This is a genomic window from Burkholderia sp. BCC0405 (genome assembly GCF_902833075.1).
GTDB lineage: Bacteria > Pseudomonadota > Gammaproteobacteria > Burkholderiales > Burkholderiaceae > Burkholderia.
The window spans coordinates 75,406-90,037 of record NZ_CADFEO010000013.1; the positions used below are offsets into that span (position 1 = coordinate 75,406).

The following is a 14,632-nucleotide window of genomic DNA, read 5'->3' on the forward strand; positions in this document are numbered from 1 at the left end:
AATTATCGGTTAGAACGCCGGAAACGATCAATTATTCGCATATTTCAGGAACTATGCGAACTCGTGAGCACGTACCCACCCGGCCGACCTCCATCGCCCCATCATCCCCGCCGCCCACCTCCTTCCGCATCAAAACTGCCCCGCCGCGCCCGTCCACCTCAAATAATCCCCGCGCGTCCAGTCGAGCGACACGCCGACCCGTTTGGTGCCGGGCCGGATCTTCGGCTTGTACACCGACAGCGTCAGCGACTCGAGCGCCGGCCACTCGCGGAACGACAGCACCGCGAGATCGGCGACCAGCGTCTCGAGCAATCGTGTATGCGGCTTGTGCGACAGGAACGCGGCAACACGCGCGCAATAGCCGTCGTAATCGATCCACTCGCCCTGCTCGCTCGGCTCGCACCGATAGCCGAGCCTTGCATCGATCACGATCGGCTGCGGCGCTTCATGCTCGTGCGCATGAATGCCGATCCGCGCGGGCACCTTCAGTTCGTCGACGAACACGCTCCAGCCGCGCCCGCGCAGGCGCGGCGCGTCGATCGCCACGAACGGTTCGTCGAACGGCTTCATGATGCCAGCGGCGCGGCCGCGTCGAGCATGATGCGCACGAAGTAGTCGGCGAAGCTGCGGCGCAGGACGATCTCGAACGCATCGTCACCGGTCGGGATCAGCACGATCGACGACTTGAAGTAGTGCGACTGCGCGCACTGGCCCGGCTTGAACGCACGCGGATGGAGATCGAGCGGGCAGCCGCGCGCGAGCACGTCGCGCACGCATTCGCCGCCGATCTCGACAACCGTATAGCCGCTACCGACGTCGACGGCCGCCGCATACGAACCCTGCACGGCCTCCGCGAGCTTCGCTTCGAGCACACCGGCCGGCACGGGCCCGTGCGAGCGCACGAGCCACTCGTCGGGGCCGAGCCACAGCACGTCGTACTCGGCGCCGCGCGCAACCGTGTTCGGCGCCGCGGGCGGCCGGCAGCCGACCACGCGCTCGAACGCGCTCACGAACGCCGGATCGCTCAACTCGCCGCGCACGTTGACGAGATCGAGGAACGGCCGCTCGCGCAGCGTGAACTTCTTCGAGGCGCGCGCCTGGTGCGGCTTCAGCACGTCGGCCGCGCCGACGAGCGGCGATTCAAGCGTCACGCCGCCCGCGCCCGCCACCTGCGTCTGGTTTCTGGTTTCATTCCACATGCTGGCGCACCCCTTCGGTATCGTAGAAAACCGGGCTCGAGATCTTCGCGGTGACGCGCTTGCCGTTGGCCAGCGGAATCACGACGCTCTCGCCCATCTTGTTCAGGCCGCCCTTTACCACCGCGAGCGCGATCGAGCGCTTCAGGATCGGGCTGTAGTAGCTCGACGTCACGTGGCCGATCATCGGCGTCGGATCGACCGCCGACACCTGCGTGTCCTTCGCGACGATCTGCGCGCCTTCCGGCAGCACGAACTGTTCGTCCTCGGTCAGCAGGCCGACGAACTGCTTGCGGCCTTCCTTCGCGGTATCCGAACGCGCGAGCGAACGCTTGCCGAGGAAATCCTTCGACTTCGCGACGAGCCCGCCCATCCCGAGGTCGTACGGCGTGACCGAGCCGTCGGTATCCTGGCCGACGATGATGTAGCCCTTCTCCGCGCGCAGCACGTGCATCGTCTCGGTGCCGTACGGCGTGATGTCGAACTCGGCGCCGGCCGCCATCAACGCTTCCCATACCGCGCGGCCCGCGTTCGCCGGCACGTTCACTTCATAGGCGAGCTCGCCCGAGAAGCTGATCCGCATCACGCGCGCCTTCGCACCCGCGACGGTGCCGTTCCGGTAGCTCATGAACGGGAACGCCTCGTTGCCGAAGTCGATGTCCTGGCACACCTTCTGCACGACCTTGCGGCTCTTCGGGCCGACCACCGCGAACGTCGCCCAGTGATCGGTAACCGACGACAGCCGCACCTTCATGTCGGGCCATTCGGTCTGCAACCAGCGCTCGAGCCACGTCAGCACGCGCGCCGCGCCGCCCGTCGTGGTCGTCATCATGAAATGCTGGTCGGCGAGGCGCACCGTCACGCCGTCGTCGAACACCATCCCGTTCTCGTCGAGCATGAGCCCGTAGCGGCACTTGCCCACTTCGAGCTTGTTCCACGGGTTCGTGTACATCCAGTTCAGCAGCTTCACTGCGTCCGGGCCCTGGATGTCGATCTTGCCGAGCGTCGACGCGTCGAGGATGCCGACGCTGTTGCGCACCGCGAGGCATTCGCGCTTCACGGCCGCATGGAGATCCTCGCCGTTCTTCGGGAAGTACCACGGCCGCTTCCAGTTGCCGACGTCCTCGAACAGCGCGCCGTGCTCGACGTGCCACTCGTGCACGCAGGTCTTGCGGATCGGATCGAGGAAATCGCCGAGCTCGCGGCCCGCGAACGTGCCGAACGACACCGGCGTGTAGTTCGGGCGGAACGTCGTCGTGCCCGTTTCCGGAATCGTCTTGCCGAGCGCCCCCGCGAGGATCGCCATCCCGTTGATGTTGCCGAGCTTGCCCTGGTCGGTGCCGAAGCCCATCGCCGTGTAGCGCTTCACGTGCTCGACCGACTCGAAGCCTTCGCGCGCGGCCAGCAGGATGTCGGCGGCCGACACGTCGTTCTGGAAGTCGACGAACTGCTTCGGGCCGCGCGCCGCGGCTTCGCGGCTGCCGACGAGCCACAGCGGCTGCAGTGCGCCCTCGACCGTTTCCGCGACCTGCGGCGCGACCGCGCGCTGCGCAGCCGTAAAGCCTGCCGCCTTCGCGGCTTCCACGCCCGCATCGACCGCGAGCCGCAGCGCACGCGCCAGGCCGAATTCGCCGGCCGCCGCGCCGATGCTCGCCTCCGCCTGCACGGGCTTGCCCGGCAGGAAGCACGCCTTCTCGTCGCTCCAGCAGGCCTTGCCGCCCGATTGCGCGAACAGGTGCAGCACCGGGCTGAAGCCGCCCGACATCGCGACGAGGTCGCACGGCAGCGTCTGCAGCTTGCCGCCCACCTGGCCGTTCGAGAGCGACGCGACGTCGACCGACGAGACGCGCCACTTGCCCGATGCGCTCGTCACGACCGCGCCGCTCATCACCGTCACGCCCTGCCGCTTCGCGGCGGCCGGCAGCGCGCCGTTCGACGATGCGCGCGAATCGACGACCGTCACCTTCGCGCCGCACGCCTTCAGGTCGAGCGCGGCCTGGTAGGCGCGATCGTTGTTCGTGAACACGACCGCGTTGCGGCCCGGCAGCACGCCGAAGCGATGCACGTAGGTGGACACCGCGCCGGCGAGCATCACGCCGGGCAGGTCGTTGTTGCCGAACACGATCGGACGCTCGTGCGCGCCGGTCGCGAGGATCACGCGCTTCGCGCGGACCTTCCACAGCAGCTCGCGCGTGCCCTTGCGCATCGACACCGGCAGATGATCGGTCAAACGCTGCGTGACCGTCACGAGGTTGTGGTCCTGGTAGCCGAACGCGGTGCTGCGCGACAGGATCGTCACGTCGGGCAGCTTGCGCAGCTCGGCCTCGATCTTCTCGACCCACTGCAGCGCGGGCTTCGCGTCGATCTCCGCACGGCACGACAGCAGGCTGCCGCCGAGCTCGCGCTGGTCGTCGACGAGAATCACGCGCGCGCCGGCCGTGGCCGCCGCATGCGCGGCCGCGAGGCCCGACGGGCCACCGCCGACCACGAGCACGTCGCAGTGCGCGTAGCACTTGTCGTAGCGATCGGCGTCGAGCGCTTCCGGCGCCTTGCCGAGGCCGGCGGCTTCGCGGATCTTCTCTTCGTACTTCGGCCACATCTTGCGCGGCCACATGAACGTCTTGTAGTAGAAGCCGGCCGGCAGGAAGCGCGAGAGCTTCTGGTTGATCGCGTACTTGTCGTTCTCGAGCGTCGGCTCGGCGTTCACGCTGGACGCGACGAGCCCCTGGTACAGCTCGATCTCGGTCGCGCGTGCGTTCGGCACCGTGTACGGGCCCGATTCGAGCTGCACGACGGCGTTCGGTTCCGCGACGTCGGCCGTCACGATCCCGCGCGGACGGTGGTACTTGAAACTGCGCGCGACGAAGTGCACGCCGTTCGCGAGCAGCGCGGACGCGAGCGTGTCGCCCTGGAAGCCCTGATACGTGCGGCCGTTGAACGTGAACGTCAACGGGATCGCGCGATTGATGCGGCCACCGGTGCCGAGGCGGTCTTTCTGGCTCATTTGCTCGTGCCCTCTTCGTGTGCGTTGGCGGCAGCTTCACCGCCGAACTTTTCGTAGCCCTTGATATCGTAGGTCACCGTGTCGCGCGTGGCCTTGAACCAGCGGCGGCAGCCCTGCGCATGCAGCCATTGCTCCTTGTGCAGCCCGCGCTTGTTCTCGCGCATGAACACGTACTCGCCCCATTCGCGGTCGGTCATGTTCTCGTTGTTCACCGGGCGCACGATGTCGGCTTCACCGCCGCACGAGAACTCGGATTCGGCGCGCGGCCCGCACCACGGACATTCGATCAGCAACATGTTTTTCTCCTCGTTCAGTGCGCGACGGCGGCAGCGCCGTGCTCGTCGATCAGGTGGCCCGTGTAGAAACGGTCGAGCGCGAACGGCGCGTTCAGCGGATGCGGTTCGTCGCGGGCGATCGTGTGCGCGAACACCCAGCCCGAGCCGGGCGTCGCCTTGAAGCCACCGGTGCCCCAGCCGCAGTTGAAGTAGAGGCCCTTCACATCGGTCTTGGTGATGATCGGGCACGCGTCCGGCGACACGTCGACGATGCCGCCCCACTGGCGGTTCATCCGCACGCGCGAGAACACCGGGAACATCTCGACGATCGCCTGCAGCGTGCTTTCGATGATGTGGAAGCTGCCGCGCTGGCCGAAGCCCGTGTACTGGTCGATGCCTGCGCCGATCACGAGGTCGCCCTTGTCGGACTGGCTGATGTACGCGTGCACCGCGTTCGACATGATCACCGAGTTGACCACCGGCTTGATCGGCTCGGACACCAGCGCCTGCAGCGGGTGGCTTTCGATCGGCAGGCGCACGCCGGCCATGTCGGCGAGCGTCGTCGTGTTGCCGGCCGCCACTACCGCGACCTTCTTCGCCTTGATGAAACCCTTCACCGTATCGACGCCGACCACCGCGCCGCCTTCGCGGCGAATGCCCGTGACCTGGCAGTTCTGGATGATGTCGACACCCGCGCGGTCCGCGCCGCGCGCGAAGCCCCAGGCCACCGCGTCGTGACGCGCCACCCCCGCGCGACGCTGGATCGATGCGCCGAGCACCGGGTAGCGGCTGTTCAGGTTGATGGTCGGCTCGATTTCCTTGATCTGCGCGGGCGTCAGGAATTCGGCGTCGACGCCGTTGAGCCGGTTCGCGTTCACGCGGCGCTCGGTGTCACGCACGTCCTGAAGCGTGTGGGCCAGGTTCATCACGCCGCGCTGGCTGAACATCACGTTGTAGTTCAGGTCCTGCGACAGCCCTTCCCACAGCTTCATCGCCTTCTCGTACAGCGCGGCCGATTCGTCCCACAGATAGTTCGAGCGCACGATCGTCGTGTTGCGCGCGGTGTTGCCGCCGCCGATCCAGCCCTTCTCGAGGATCGCGACGTTCGTGATCCCGTGCTCCTTCGCGAGGTAGTACGCGGTCGCGAGGCCGTGGCCGCCGCCGCCGACGATCACGACGTCGTATTCCTTCTTCGGTTCCGGGCTCTTCCACTGCTTTTCCCAGTTCTCGTGATACGAGAGGCCGTTGCGGAACAGGCTGAATATCGAGTAGCGGCTCATGTTGGTGATCCTTCGTTTAGCATTCGATGACGTTCACGGCCAGTCCGCCGCGCGACGTTTCCTTGTATTTCGTCTTCATGTCCGCGCCCGTCTCGCGCATCGTCTTGATGACCGAATCGAGCGACACGTAGTGCTGGCCGTTGCCCTTGAGCGCCATGCGCGATGCGTTCAGCGCCTTGATCGCGCCCATCGCGTTGCGCTCGATGCACGGGATCTGCACGAGCCCGCCGACCGGGTCGCAGGTCATCCCGAGGTTGTGCTCCATGCCGATCTCGGCCGCGTTCTCGACCTGGTCGGGCGTGCCGCCCATCACCGCGGCGAGCGCGGCGGCGGCCATCGAGCACGCGACACCCACTTCGCCCTGGCAACCGACTTCCGCACCGGAGATCGACGCGGTTTCCTTGTAGATGATCCCGATCGCCGCGGCCGTCATCAGGAATTCGACGATGCCGGCTTCGTTCGAGCCCGGTACGAACTTCACGTAGTAGTGCAGCACCGCGGGAATCACGCCGGCCGCGCCGTTGGTCGGCGCGGTGACGACACGGCCGCCCGCCGCGTTCTCCTCGTTGACGGCCATCGCGTACAGGTTGACCCAGTCGAGCATCGACAGCGGGTCGCGCAGCGACTCTTCCGAGCGCGCGCGCAGGCGGGCATTCAGCTCGGCCGCGCGGCGCTTCACGCGCATCGGGCCCGGCAGGTCGCCCTCGACCTTGCAGCCGCGCTCGACGCATGCGGCCATCGTGCGCCAGATCGCAAGCAGCCCGGCGCGCACTTCGTCGGCGGGACGCAGTGCGGATTCGTTGCGCATCATCAGCTCGGCGATCGACAGCCCGTGTTCGCGGCACTGGCGCATCAGGTCGTCGCCGGTACGGAACGGGTACGGCACCTCGACCGCCGCGCGCACGCCGTTCACGCGATCGCCGTCGCGGTTCACGACGAAGCCGCCGCCGACCGAGTAATACTCTTTCTCGACGAGCAACTGGCCGTGCTCGTCGAAAGCCTGGAAACGCATGCCGTTCGGGTGCACGATGCTCGTGCCGCTCATCAGCTTGCGATAGAAGCCGATGTGCTCCTTTTCCTCGAAGCGGACGGTCTGCTTGCCGAGCAGCGACAGCGATTTCTCCGCGCGGATCGCGGCGAGCCGCGGCTCGATCAGGTCCGGATCGATCGTGTCGGGCAGGTGGCCCTCGAGACCGAGCAGCACGGCCTTGTCGGTGCCGTGGCCCTTGCCGGTCGCGCCGAGCGAGCCGTACAGCTCGACGCGCACGCGGCGCACGAAGCCGAGCAGGTTCGCGTCCTCCACGTGCGACGCGAAGCGACACGCGGCGATCATCGGGCCGACCGTATGCGAACTGGACGGGCCGATGCCGATCTTGAACAGGTCGAACGCGCTGACGTTCATCTGGCTTCCTCTGGGTGGGACACACGTGAAATGACGTTGGCGCCAGTACATCAAAGCGTAAAATCGGCCGATAGAACAAAAACGGCATCGGCGTGGGATACCGCCGCCAAGCGCCGCTTCGGCGGCCCCGAAAGTGCGTTTTGGCGATGGTTCGCGACGGAAAACCACAAGTCCGGCCGAAGCCGATCGGCGACGCTGGCTACATCCGCGCCGCCCCGGCAGCCGTACCCGCAACCCGAGTGAAACGAGTGAGACCGCCTGCCCGGCGTGACGAGATTGGCCGCGATGACACCCGACGTACCCGCTTCCCCCCTCGCGGAACCCGCGCCGCGGCGCATCCGCTTCGGCATCGTGCTGCTGCCGAACTTCACGCTGACGGCCTTCTCGGGCTTCGTCGACATGCTGCGGCTGTCGGCCGACGACGGCGACTACAGCAAGCCCGTGCGCTGCGCGTGGAGCGTGATCGGCGAGACCCTCGCGCCGGTGCGCGCGAGTTGCGGGATCCAGATCACGCCGTGGGAGACGTTCGACGCGGCCGAACCGTTCGACTACGTGGTGGTGGTCGGCGGGCTGCTGCATTCGGGGCCGCAAGCCGGCCCCGAAACGCTCGACTTCATCCGCCGCACGGCGACGGGCGGCGCGACGGTCGTCGGGATCTGCACCGGCGTGTTTACGCTGATGCGCGCCGGCGTGCTCGACGGCTACCGCACCTGCGTGAGCTGGTTCCACTATTGGGATTTCATCGAACGCTTTCCGAACGCCGATCCCGACCTCCTGATCGCCGACCGGCTGTTCGTGATCGACCGCCGCCGCATCACCTGTTCGGGCGGCCGCGCGTCGATCGACGTCGCCGCCGCGATCCTGCTGCGCCATTTCGATCATGCAACCGTGCAGAAGGCGCTGCGCATCCTGCTGGTGGGCGAGATGCAGAAGGGCAACGCGCCGCAGCCGCATCCGCCGGGGCTCGAACCCGCGACGCACCCGAAGGTCAAGCGCGCGATTCTCCTGATGGAACAGCATGTCGGGCGTGCGCTGTCGCTCGACGAGCTCGCGAGCAAGCTCGATTTGTCGACACGGCAGCTCGAGCGGCTGTTCAAGGCCGAGACGGGCAAGAGCCCGCAGGTGTTCGCGAAGCAGGTGCGGCTGCGCACCGCCGCGTGGCTGCTGACGAGTTCGGACCGCACGGTGGCCGATATCGCGTCGAGCTGCGGATTCGCCGATGCGTCGCACCTCGGGCGCGAGTTCCGCAAGCAGTTCGGCGTGCCGCCGGCGACTTATCGGGAACGTGGGGGTGAGGTGGCGGAGGCCGCCGGGGCGCCGGATGCGGCGGTCGACCCCGTCGAGGACATCGCCGATTGACGGCCGAAGGCACCTGCACTTCACTGTCCAAGCCAGCCGACAAACTGCAAAGCGACACCCGTTCACGGCGGTTTCAACCCGATTGGAACCGGTTTCAGTCAACTTGACCGACGTTGAACGACATTGATCGAGGGTTATCCCGGATGCTGCGTTGCGTCCAAATTTGTATGATGACCACATAACCTGACAAACCAGAGCACCATGTTCGAGAAAATTCCCGCCCGTGCGATGAGCGACCATGTCGCGCAGCAACTGCTCAAGCAGATCGAAGCCGGCAGTTTCTCCGCCACCGGCAAGCTGCCGACGGAGGCCGTGCTCGCGCAGGAATTCGGCGTGAGCCGCACCGTGATTCGCGAGGCGATCTCGCGGCTGAAGAACGAAGGCGTGGTCGAGCCGCGCCAGGGCAGCGGCGTGTTCGTGAACCAGCACGGCGCGATCCGGCCGCTGCGGATCGACTACGCGGAGGCAGTCGAAGCCACCTCGCTGCCGCACCTGCTCGCGGTGCGCCGCGCGATCGAGGCCGAGGTCGCGGCCGAAGCCGCGTTGAATCACACCGATGAAGACATGGCCGACATCGACGATGCGCTGCGCAAGATCGACGATGCGGTGGCCGAAGGGCGCGACGGCGTCGCGGAAGACGTCGCGTTCCACCGCACGATCGCGGCCGTCACCGGCAACCCGTATTTCCTGAAGACGCTGCAGTTCCTGAACCAGTACCTCGAAGCCGGCGTGAAGGTCACGCGGCGCAACGAAGCGACGCGCGAGGATTTCTCGCGCCAGGTACGCGAGGAGCATGCGGCGATCGCCGACGCGATCCGCGCGCGCGACCCGATGGCCGCACGCAACGCGGCGCGCACGCACATGTACAACGCCGCCCGCCGTCTCGCGGAAGCCGGCATCTGCTGAAGCCGGCGGCGCCTGCCGCGGTCGTTGTCCCGAACCTCTCCCGAATCGATCAAGGTTGACCATGTCACGAAATGTTGGAGTCATCGGCCTCGGCGCGATGGGCCTCGGCGTCGCCCGCTCGCTGCTGCGCGCCGGCCTGCGCGTGCACGCCTGCGACGTGCGCGGCACCGTGCTGCAGGCGTTCGCCGCCGAAGGCGGCATCGCCTGCGCGACGCCAGCCGAACTCGGCGCGCAGTGCGATGTCGTCGTCACGCTCGTCGTCAATGCCGCGCAGACCGAAACGGTGCTGTTCGGCGAGCACGGCGCGGTCGCGGCGATGAAGCCCGGCAGCGTCGTGATCGCGAGCGCGACCGTCGCGCCCGAATTCGCGGTCGCGCTCGGCGCGCGCATCGAGGCCGCCGGCCTGCAGATGCTCGATGCACCCGTGTCGGGCGGCGCGGCGCGCGCGGCCTCCGGCGAGATGACGATGATGACGTCGGGCCCGGCCGCCGCGTACGCGGGCTGCGAGGACGTGCTCGCGGCGATCGCCGGCAAGGTCTACCGCCTCGGCGACGCGCACGGCATCGGCTCGAAAGTGAAGATCATCAACCAGTTGCTGGCCGGCGTGCACATCGCGGCAGCGGCCGAGGCGATGGCGCTCGGCCTGCGCGAAGGTGTCGATGCCGACGCGCTGTACGACGTGATCACGCACAGCGCCGGCAATTCATGGATGTTCGAGAATCGCGTGCCGCACATCCTGAACGGCGACTACACGCCGCTGTCGGCGGTCGACATCTTCGTGAAGGATCTCGGCCTCGTGCTCGATACCGCGCGCCGCAGCAAGTTCCCGCTGCCGCTGTCGGCCACCGCGCACCAGATGTTCATGAGCGCGTCGAGCGCCGGCCACGGCGGCGAGGACGATGCCGCCGTGATCAAGACGTTCCCCGGCATCACGCTGCCGCCCGCCCGCTGATTCGTACGACGCCCCTGCCATGACTGCTTCCGCTTCCCGTCCCCTGCTCGGCTGCATCGCCGACGATTTCACCGGCGCAACCGATCTCGCGAACATGCTCGTCAAGAGCGGCATGCGCACCGTGCAGACGATCGGCGTGCCTGCCGACGGCACCGCAGACACCACGCTCGACGCCGATGCGATCGTCGTCGCCCTGAAGTCGCGCACGATCCCCGCGGCCGACGCCGTCGCGCAATCGCTCGCCGCGTACGCATGGCTGCGCACACAAGGCTGCCGGCAGTTCTTCTTCAAGTACTGCTCGACCTTCGATTCGACCGACGCGGGCAACATCGGGCCCGTCGCCGATGCGCTGCTCGATGCGGCCGGCGGCGGCTTCACGATCGCATGCCCGGCGTTCCCCGAGAACGGCCGCACGATCTATCGCGGCCACCTGTTCGTCGGCGACGCGCTGCTGAACGAATCGGGGATGGAGAACCATCCGCTCACGCCGATGAAGGACGCGAACCTCGTGCGCGTGCTGCGGCGGCAGACGAACTCGCCGGTCGGCCTGATCCGCTACGACACGATCGCGCTGGGCGCGGCCGCCGTGCGCACGCGGATCGAGCAACTGCGCGCGGAAGGCGTGCGCTTCGCAATCGCCGATGCGCTGTCCGACCGCGACCTGTACGTGCTCGGCGAAGCATGCGCGGGCCTGCCGCTCGTTACCGGCGGCTCGGGCATCGCGCTCGGCCTGCCCGCGAATTTTCGTCGCGCGGAGCAACTGCCCGAGCGCGACAACGCGGCGTCGCTGCCGCGCATCGACGGGCTGTCGGCCGTGCTCGCCGGCAGTGCATCGAAAGCAACCAACGCGCAGGTCGCCGCGTGGCGCGCGACGCGGCCGAGCTTCCGCGTCGATCCGCTCGCGGCTTCGCGCGGCGAGCCTGTCGTCGAAGAAGCGCTCGCCTTCGCGCGTGCACACCTGCCACAGCCGGTGCTGATCTACGCGACCGCGACGCCCGACGAAGTGAAGGCCGTGCAGCAGGCGCTCGGCGTCGACGCGGCCGGCCAGCTCGTCGAAGCCACGCTCGCGGCGATCGCGCGCGGCCTGCGTGATCTCGGCGTGCGCAAGTTCGTCGTCGCCGGTGGCGAAACGTCCGGCGCGGTCGTGCAGGCGCTCGGCGTGAAGTCGCTGCAGATCGGCGCGCAGATCGATCCGGGCGTGCCGGCGACGGCCACCATCGACGCGCAGCCGCTTGGCCTCGCGCTGAAGTCCGGCAACTTCGGCGCCACGGACTTTTTCGACAAGGCGCTGCGCGCGCTTGACGGAGCCGCATGATGAGCGATGAAGCGAAACTGCGCGAAGAGATCTGCGTCGTCGGCGCAAGCCTGTACGCACGCGGCCACGCGGTCGGCAGCGCCGGCAACATCAGCGCGCGCCTGCCCGACGGCTGGCTGATCACGCCGACCGATGCGTGCCTCGGCCGGCTCGACCCGAACGACATCGCGAAAGTGGGCCTCGACGGCCAGCCCGTATCGGGCGGCAAGCCGTCGAAGACGCTCGCGCTGCATCGCGGCATCTACGCGCGCAACGCGGAAGCGAACGGCGTCGTCCACACGCATTCGACGCACCTCGTCGCGCTGACGCTCGCGGGCGTGTGGCGCGACACCGACGTGCTGCCGCCGATCACGCCGTACTACGTGATGAAGGTCGGCCACATTCCGTTGATCCGTTACCGCCGCCCCGGCGATCCTGCCGTCGCGGCCGAAGTCGCGGCGCTCGCCGGCCAGGTGCGCGGCGTGCTGCTCGACCGCCTCGGCCCGGTGATGTGGGGGCCGTCGGTGTCGCACGCGTCATATGCGCTCGAGGAGCTCGAGGAAACGGCGCGGCTGTGGCTGATGACGCACCCGAAACCCGAGCCGCTTTCCGACGCGGCACTCGACGAACTGCGCGAGACCTTCGGCGCACGCTGGTAACGCGGCGCGTCACGTACCGATTCCCCTGCCCGCCGTGTGCGCGGGCCTTCCGTCAGCACACACACACGATCCGGCGGCGGTCGCGCCGCCGGCACACGATACAGGAGACGACGATGACTGCTCTCGACGCGGCCGCTGGCCGCTCGCCCGCCGCGCCCGCCCATGCCGCGGAACTCGACCGCACCTACCGGAAAGTGTTCTGGCGCATCGTGCCGTTCCTGATGCTCTGCTACGTGGTCGCATATCTCGACCGCGTGAACGTCGGCTTCGCGAAGCTGCAGATGTCGCAGGATCTCGCGTTCAGCGAAACCGTGTTCGGGCTCGGCGCCGGCATTTTCTTTCTGGGCTATTTTCTGTTCGAACTGCCAAGCAACCTGCTGATGCACCGCATCGGCGCGCGCATCTGGATCGCGCGGATCATGATCACGTGGGGCCTGCTGTCCGCGCTGTTCGCCTTCGTGCAGACGCCGACGCAGTTCTACGTGCTGCGCTTCCTGCTCGGCCTCGCGGAAGCCGGCTTCTATCCCGGCGTGATCCTGTACCTCACCTACTGGTTCCCGTCGCATCGCCGCGCGAAGATCATCGCGGTGTTCATGTCCGCGATTCCCGTGTCGGGCATCTTCGGCAACCCGCTGTCGGGCTGGATCATGGAGCGCTTCCACGGCGGCTCGGGCTTTCACGGGTGGCAATGGATGTTCATGATCGAAGCCGTGCCGGCCGTGCTCGTCGGCATCGCGACGATCCTGTATCTCGACAACGGCATCCGCGGCGCGAAGTGGCTCGACGAGCGCGAGAAGCAGCTGCTGGAAGACGAGATCGCCGCGCAGCCGCAGGAACGGCAGCAGCACGGCCATTCGCTGAAGGCCGTGTTCTCGGATCCGCGCATGTGGTGGATGTCGCTGATCTACTTTGCGTTCGTCACGGGCCAGTACGGCCTCACGTTCTGGATGCCGACGCTCGTCAAATCGACCGGCATCACCGATACGCTGCAGATCGGCCTGCTGTCGGCGATTCCGTTCCTCGTCGCGATCGTCGTGATGAACCTGTTCGGCCACAGCTCGGACAAGCGCCGCGAACGCCGCTGGCATCTGATCGTGCCAGCGCTGATGGGCGCGCTCGGGTTTGCGGTCGCCGCGTCGTACTCGCACAATACGGCGGTGTCGATCGTGTTCCTGTCGCTCGCGGCCGGCGGCGTGCTGACCTGCGCACCGCTGTTCTGGTCGCTGCCGACCGCGTTCCTCGCGGGCTCCGCGGCCGCGGCCGGGATCGCGATCATCAACTCGGTCGGCAACCTCGCCGGTTTCGCGAGCCCGTACGTGATCGGCTACCTGAAGGACGTCACGCACAGCACGGCGTCCGGCATGTACGTGCTCGCCGCGATGCTCGTGATCGGCGCGATCGCCGTGTGGCTCACGCCCGCGAAACTCGTGAACCGCTGATTCGCTGAGCCGCTGAGCCGCTGAGCCGCCATTCGACGCGGGGCGCCGTGCGCCCCGCCCCATTCATTCACAGGACCCGCTGCCATGCCACGCTTCGCCGCCAACCTCTCGATGATGTACACCGAGCACGCGTTCCTCGAACGCTTCGCCGCTGCCGCCTACGACGGTTTCAAGGCCGTCGAGTACCTGTTCCCGTACGACTTCGCCGCCGAGGATATTCGCGCGCGCCTCGACACGCACAACCTCGAACAGGCGCTGTTCAACGCGCCGCCGGGCGACTGGGCCGCGGGCGAACGCGGCATCGCGTCGCTACCGGGCCGCGAGGACGAGTTCCGGCGCGGTATCGACCAGGCGCTCGACTATGCGCGCGTGCTCGGCAACAAGAAGCTGCACGTGATGGCCGGCATGGCGCCGCCGGGCGCCGACCGTGCACGCCATCGCGACACCTACCTGGCGAACCTGCGGCATGCGGCGCAGGCCGCCGCCGCACGCGGCGTCACGATCCTGATCGAGCCGATCAACCAGCGCGACATGCCGGGCTATTTCCTGAGCCGCCAGGATGACGCACAGGCGATCTGCGCGGAAGTCGGCGCGCCGAACCTGAAGGTCCAGTTCGACTGTTACCACTGCCAGATCGTCGAAGGCGATCTGGCGATGAAGCTCAGGCGCGATTTCGCGGGCATCGGCCACATCCAGATCGCGGGCGTGCCCGAGCGCCACGAGCCGGATATCGGCGAACTCAACTACCCGTACCTGTTCGAGCTGATCGACGCGCTCGGCTACGACGGCTGGATCGGCTGCGAATACCGCCCGAAGGCCGGCACGTCGGCCGGCCTCGGCTGGCTCAAGCCGTACCTGTGATTCCT

General features: G+C 67.6%; 13 protein-coding genes. 7 read left to right on the top strand and 6 right to left on the bottom strand.

What is annotated here, in order from left to right; genetic code table 11:
• Positions 1–129: 129 nt before the first annotated feature.
• Genes HWX36_RS22025 through HWX36_RS22050 form a run of 6 tightly spaced genes read right to left on the bottom strand, consistent with a single transcriptional unit; the run spans position 130 to position 7,157 of the window.
• Positions 130–570 carry a dihydroneopterin aldolase gene (locus HWX36_RS22025; RefSeq protein ID WP_175954687.1) on the bottom strand — a complete coding sequence of 147 codons (441 nt, stop codon included), beginning with the start codon at positions 568–570 and terminating at the stop codon, positions 130–132.
• The gene (locus HWX36_RS22030) at positions 567–1,199 is read right to left on the bottom strand and encodes a sarcosine oxidase subunit gamma (protein WP_175954689.1); all 633 of its coding nucleotides are present in this window, start codon (positions 1,197–1,199) and stop codon (positions 567–569) included. The genes HWX36_RS22025 and HWX36_RS22030 overlap by 4 nt, the downstream gene beginning before the upstream one ends.
• Positions 1,189–4,200, bottom strand: coding sequence for a sarcosine oxidase subunit alpha family protein (locus HWX36_RS22035; RefSeq protein WP_175954690.1), 3,012 nt, complete (start codon positions 4,198–4,200; stop codon positions 1,189–1,191). The genes HWX36_RS22030 and HWX36_RS22035 overlap by 11 nt, the downstream gene beginning before the upstream one ends.
• Positions 4,197–4,496, bottom strand: a complete 300-nt coding sequence (locus HWX36_RS22040; RefSeq protein WP_069260676.1) for a sarcosine oxidase subunit delta — start codon at positions 4,494–4,496, stop codon at positions 4,197–4,199. Before HWX36_RS22040 ends, HWX36_RS22035 begins: the two co-directional genes overlap by 4 nt.
• Before the next feature lie 14 nt (positions 4,497–4,510).
• Positions 4,511–5,755, bottom strand: a complete 1,245-nt coding sequence (locus HWX36_RS22045) for a sarcosine oxidase subunit beta family protein (RefSeq protein ID WP_006480591.1) — start codon at positions 5,753–5,755, stop codon at positions 4,511–4,513.
• A 16-nt stretch (positions 5,756–5,771) separates the two neighbouring features.
• The gene (locus tag HWX36_RS22050; RefSeq protein WP_175954692.1) at positions 5,772–7,157 is read right to left on the bottom strand and encodes an L-serine ammonia-lyase; all 1,386 of its coding nucleotides are present in this window, start codon (positions 7,155–7,157) and stop codon (positions 5,772–5,774) included.
• A 285-nt stretch (positions 7,158–7,442) separates the two neighbouring features.
• Here HWX36_RS22050 and HWX36_RS22055 point away from each other — a divergent pair, with 285 nt between their 5' ends.
• The 7 genes from HWX36_RS22055 (at position 7,443) to otnI (ending at position 14,627) form a co-directional block, all read left to right on the top strand.
• Positions 7,443–8,516 (top strand): GlxA family transcriptional regulator, encoded by a 1,074-nt coding sequence (locus HWX36_RS22055; protein ID WP_175954694.1) that lies wholly within the window; start codon positions 7,443–7,445, stop codon positions 8,514–8,516.
• A 201-nt stretch (positions 8,517–8,717) separates the two neighbouring features.
• Positions 8,718–9,422: a FadR/GntR family transcriptional regulator gene (locus HWX36_RS22060; protein ID WP_175954695.1), complete on the top strand. Its 705-nt coding sequence runs from the start codon at positions 8,718–8,720 to the stop codon at positions 9,420–9,422.
• Between the two features lie 61 nt (positions 9,423–9,483).
• A complete protein-coding gene (gene ltnD, locus HWX36_RS22065; RefSeq protein WP_175954697.1) occupies positions 9,484–10,374 on the top strand; it encodes an L-threonate dehydrogenase in 891 nt (296 codons plus the stop codon).
• A 19-nt stretch (positions 10,375–10,393) separates the two neighbouring features.
• Positions 10,394–11,689, top strand: a complete 1,296-nt coding sequence (gene otnK / locus HWX36_RS22070) for a 3-oxo-tetronate kinase (protein ID WP_175954699.1) — start codon at positions 10,394–10,396, stop codon at positions 11,687–11,689.
• The gene (locus HWX36_RS22075; protein ID WP_175954924.1) at positions 11,689–12,327 is read left to right on the top strand and encodes an aldolase; all 639 of its coding nucleotides are present in this window, start codon (positions 11,689–11,691) and stop codon (positions 12,325–12,327) included. Before otnK ends, HWX36_RS22075 begins: the two co-directional genes overlap by 1 nt.
• A 113-nt stretch (positions 12,328–12,440) precedes the next feature.
• On the top strand, positions 12,441–13,766 hold the full coding sequence (locus HWX36_RS22080) for an MFS transporter (RefSeq protein WP_175954701.1): 1,326 nt from the start codon (positions 12,441–12,443) through the stop codon (positions 13,764–13,766).
• An 84-nt stretch (positions 13,767–13,850) separates the two neighbouring features.
• A complete protein-coding gene (gene otnI / locus HWX36_RS22085; protein WP_175954702.1) occupies positions 13,851–14,627 on the top strand; it encodes a 2-oxo-tetronate isomerase in 777 nt (258 codons plus the stop codon).
• Positions 14,628–14,632 lie beyond the last annotated feature (5 nt).

Coding starts and splice junctions, on each gene's coding strand:
- HWX36_RS22050 (WP_175954692.1), bottom strand. CDS start 7,157: ATGAACGTCAGCGCGTTCGACCTGTTCAAGATCGGCATCGGCCCGTCC.
- otnI (WP_175954702.1), top strand. CDS start 13,851: ATGCCACGCTTCGCCGCCAACCTCTCGATGATGTACACCGAGCACGCG.
- ltnD (WP_175954697.1), top strand. CDS start 9,484: ATGTCACGAAATGTTGGAGTCATCGGCCTCGGCGCGATGGGCCTCGGC.
- HWX36_RS22040 (WP_069260676.1), bottom strand. CDS start 4,496: ATGTTGCTGATCGAATGTCCGTGGTGCGGGCCGCGCGCCGAATCCGAG.
- HWX36_RS22055 (WP_175954694.1), top strand. CDS start 7,443: ATGACACCCGACGTACCCGCTTCCCCCCTCGCGGAACCCGCGCCGCGG.
- HWX36_RS22035 (WP_175954690.1), bottom strand. CDS start 4,200: ATGAGCCAGAAAGACCGCCTCGGCACCGGTGGCCGCATCAATCGCGCG.
- HWX36_RS22025 (WP_175954687.1), bottom strand. CDS start 570: ATGAAGCCGTTCGACGAACCGTTCGTGGCGATCGACGCGCCGCGCCTG.
- HWX36_RS22045 (WP_006480591.1), bottom strand. CDS start 5,755: ATGAGCCGCTACTCGATATTCAGCCTGTTCCGCAACGGCCTCTCGTAT.
- HWX36_RS22080 (WP_175954701.1), top strand. CDS start 12,441: ATGACTGCTCTCGACGCGGCCGCTGGCCGCTCGCCCGCCGCGCCCGCC.
- HWX36_RS22060 (WP_175954695.1), top strand. CDS start 8,718: ATGTTCGAGAAAATTCCCGCCCGTGCGATGAGCGACCATGTCGCGCAG.
- otnK (WP_175954699.1), top strand. CDS start 10,394: ATGACTGCTTCCGCTTCCCGTCCCCTGCTCGGCTGCATCGCCGACGAT.
- HWX36_RS22030 (WP_175954689.1), bottom strand. CDS start 1,199: ATGTGGAATGAAACCAGAAACCAGACGCAGGTGGCGGGCGCGGGCGGC.
- HWX36_RS22075 (WP_175954924.1), top strand. CDS start 11,689: ATGAGCGATGAAGCGAAACTGCGCGAAGAGATCTGCGTCGTCGGCGCA.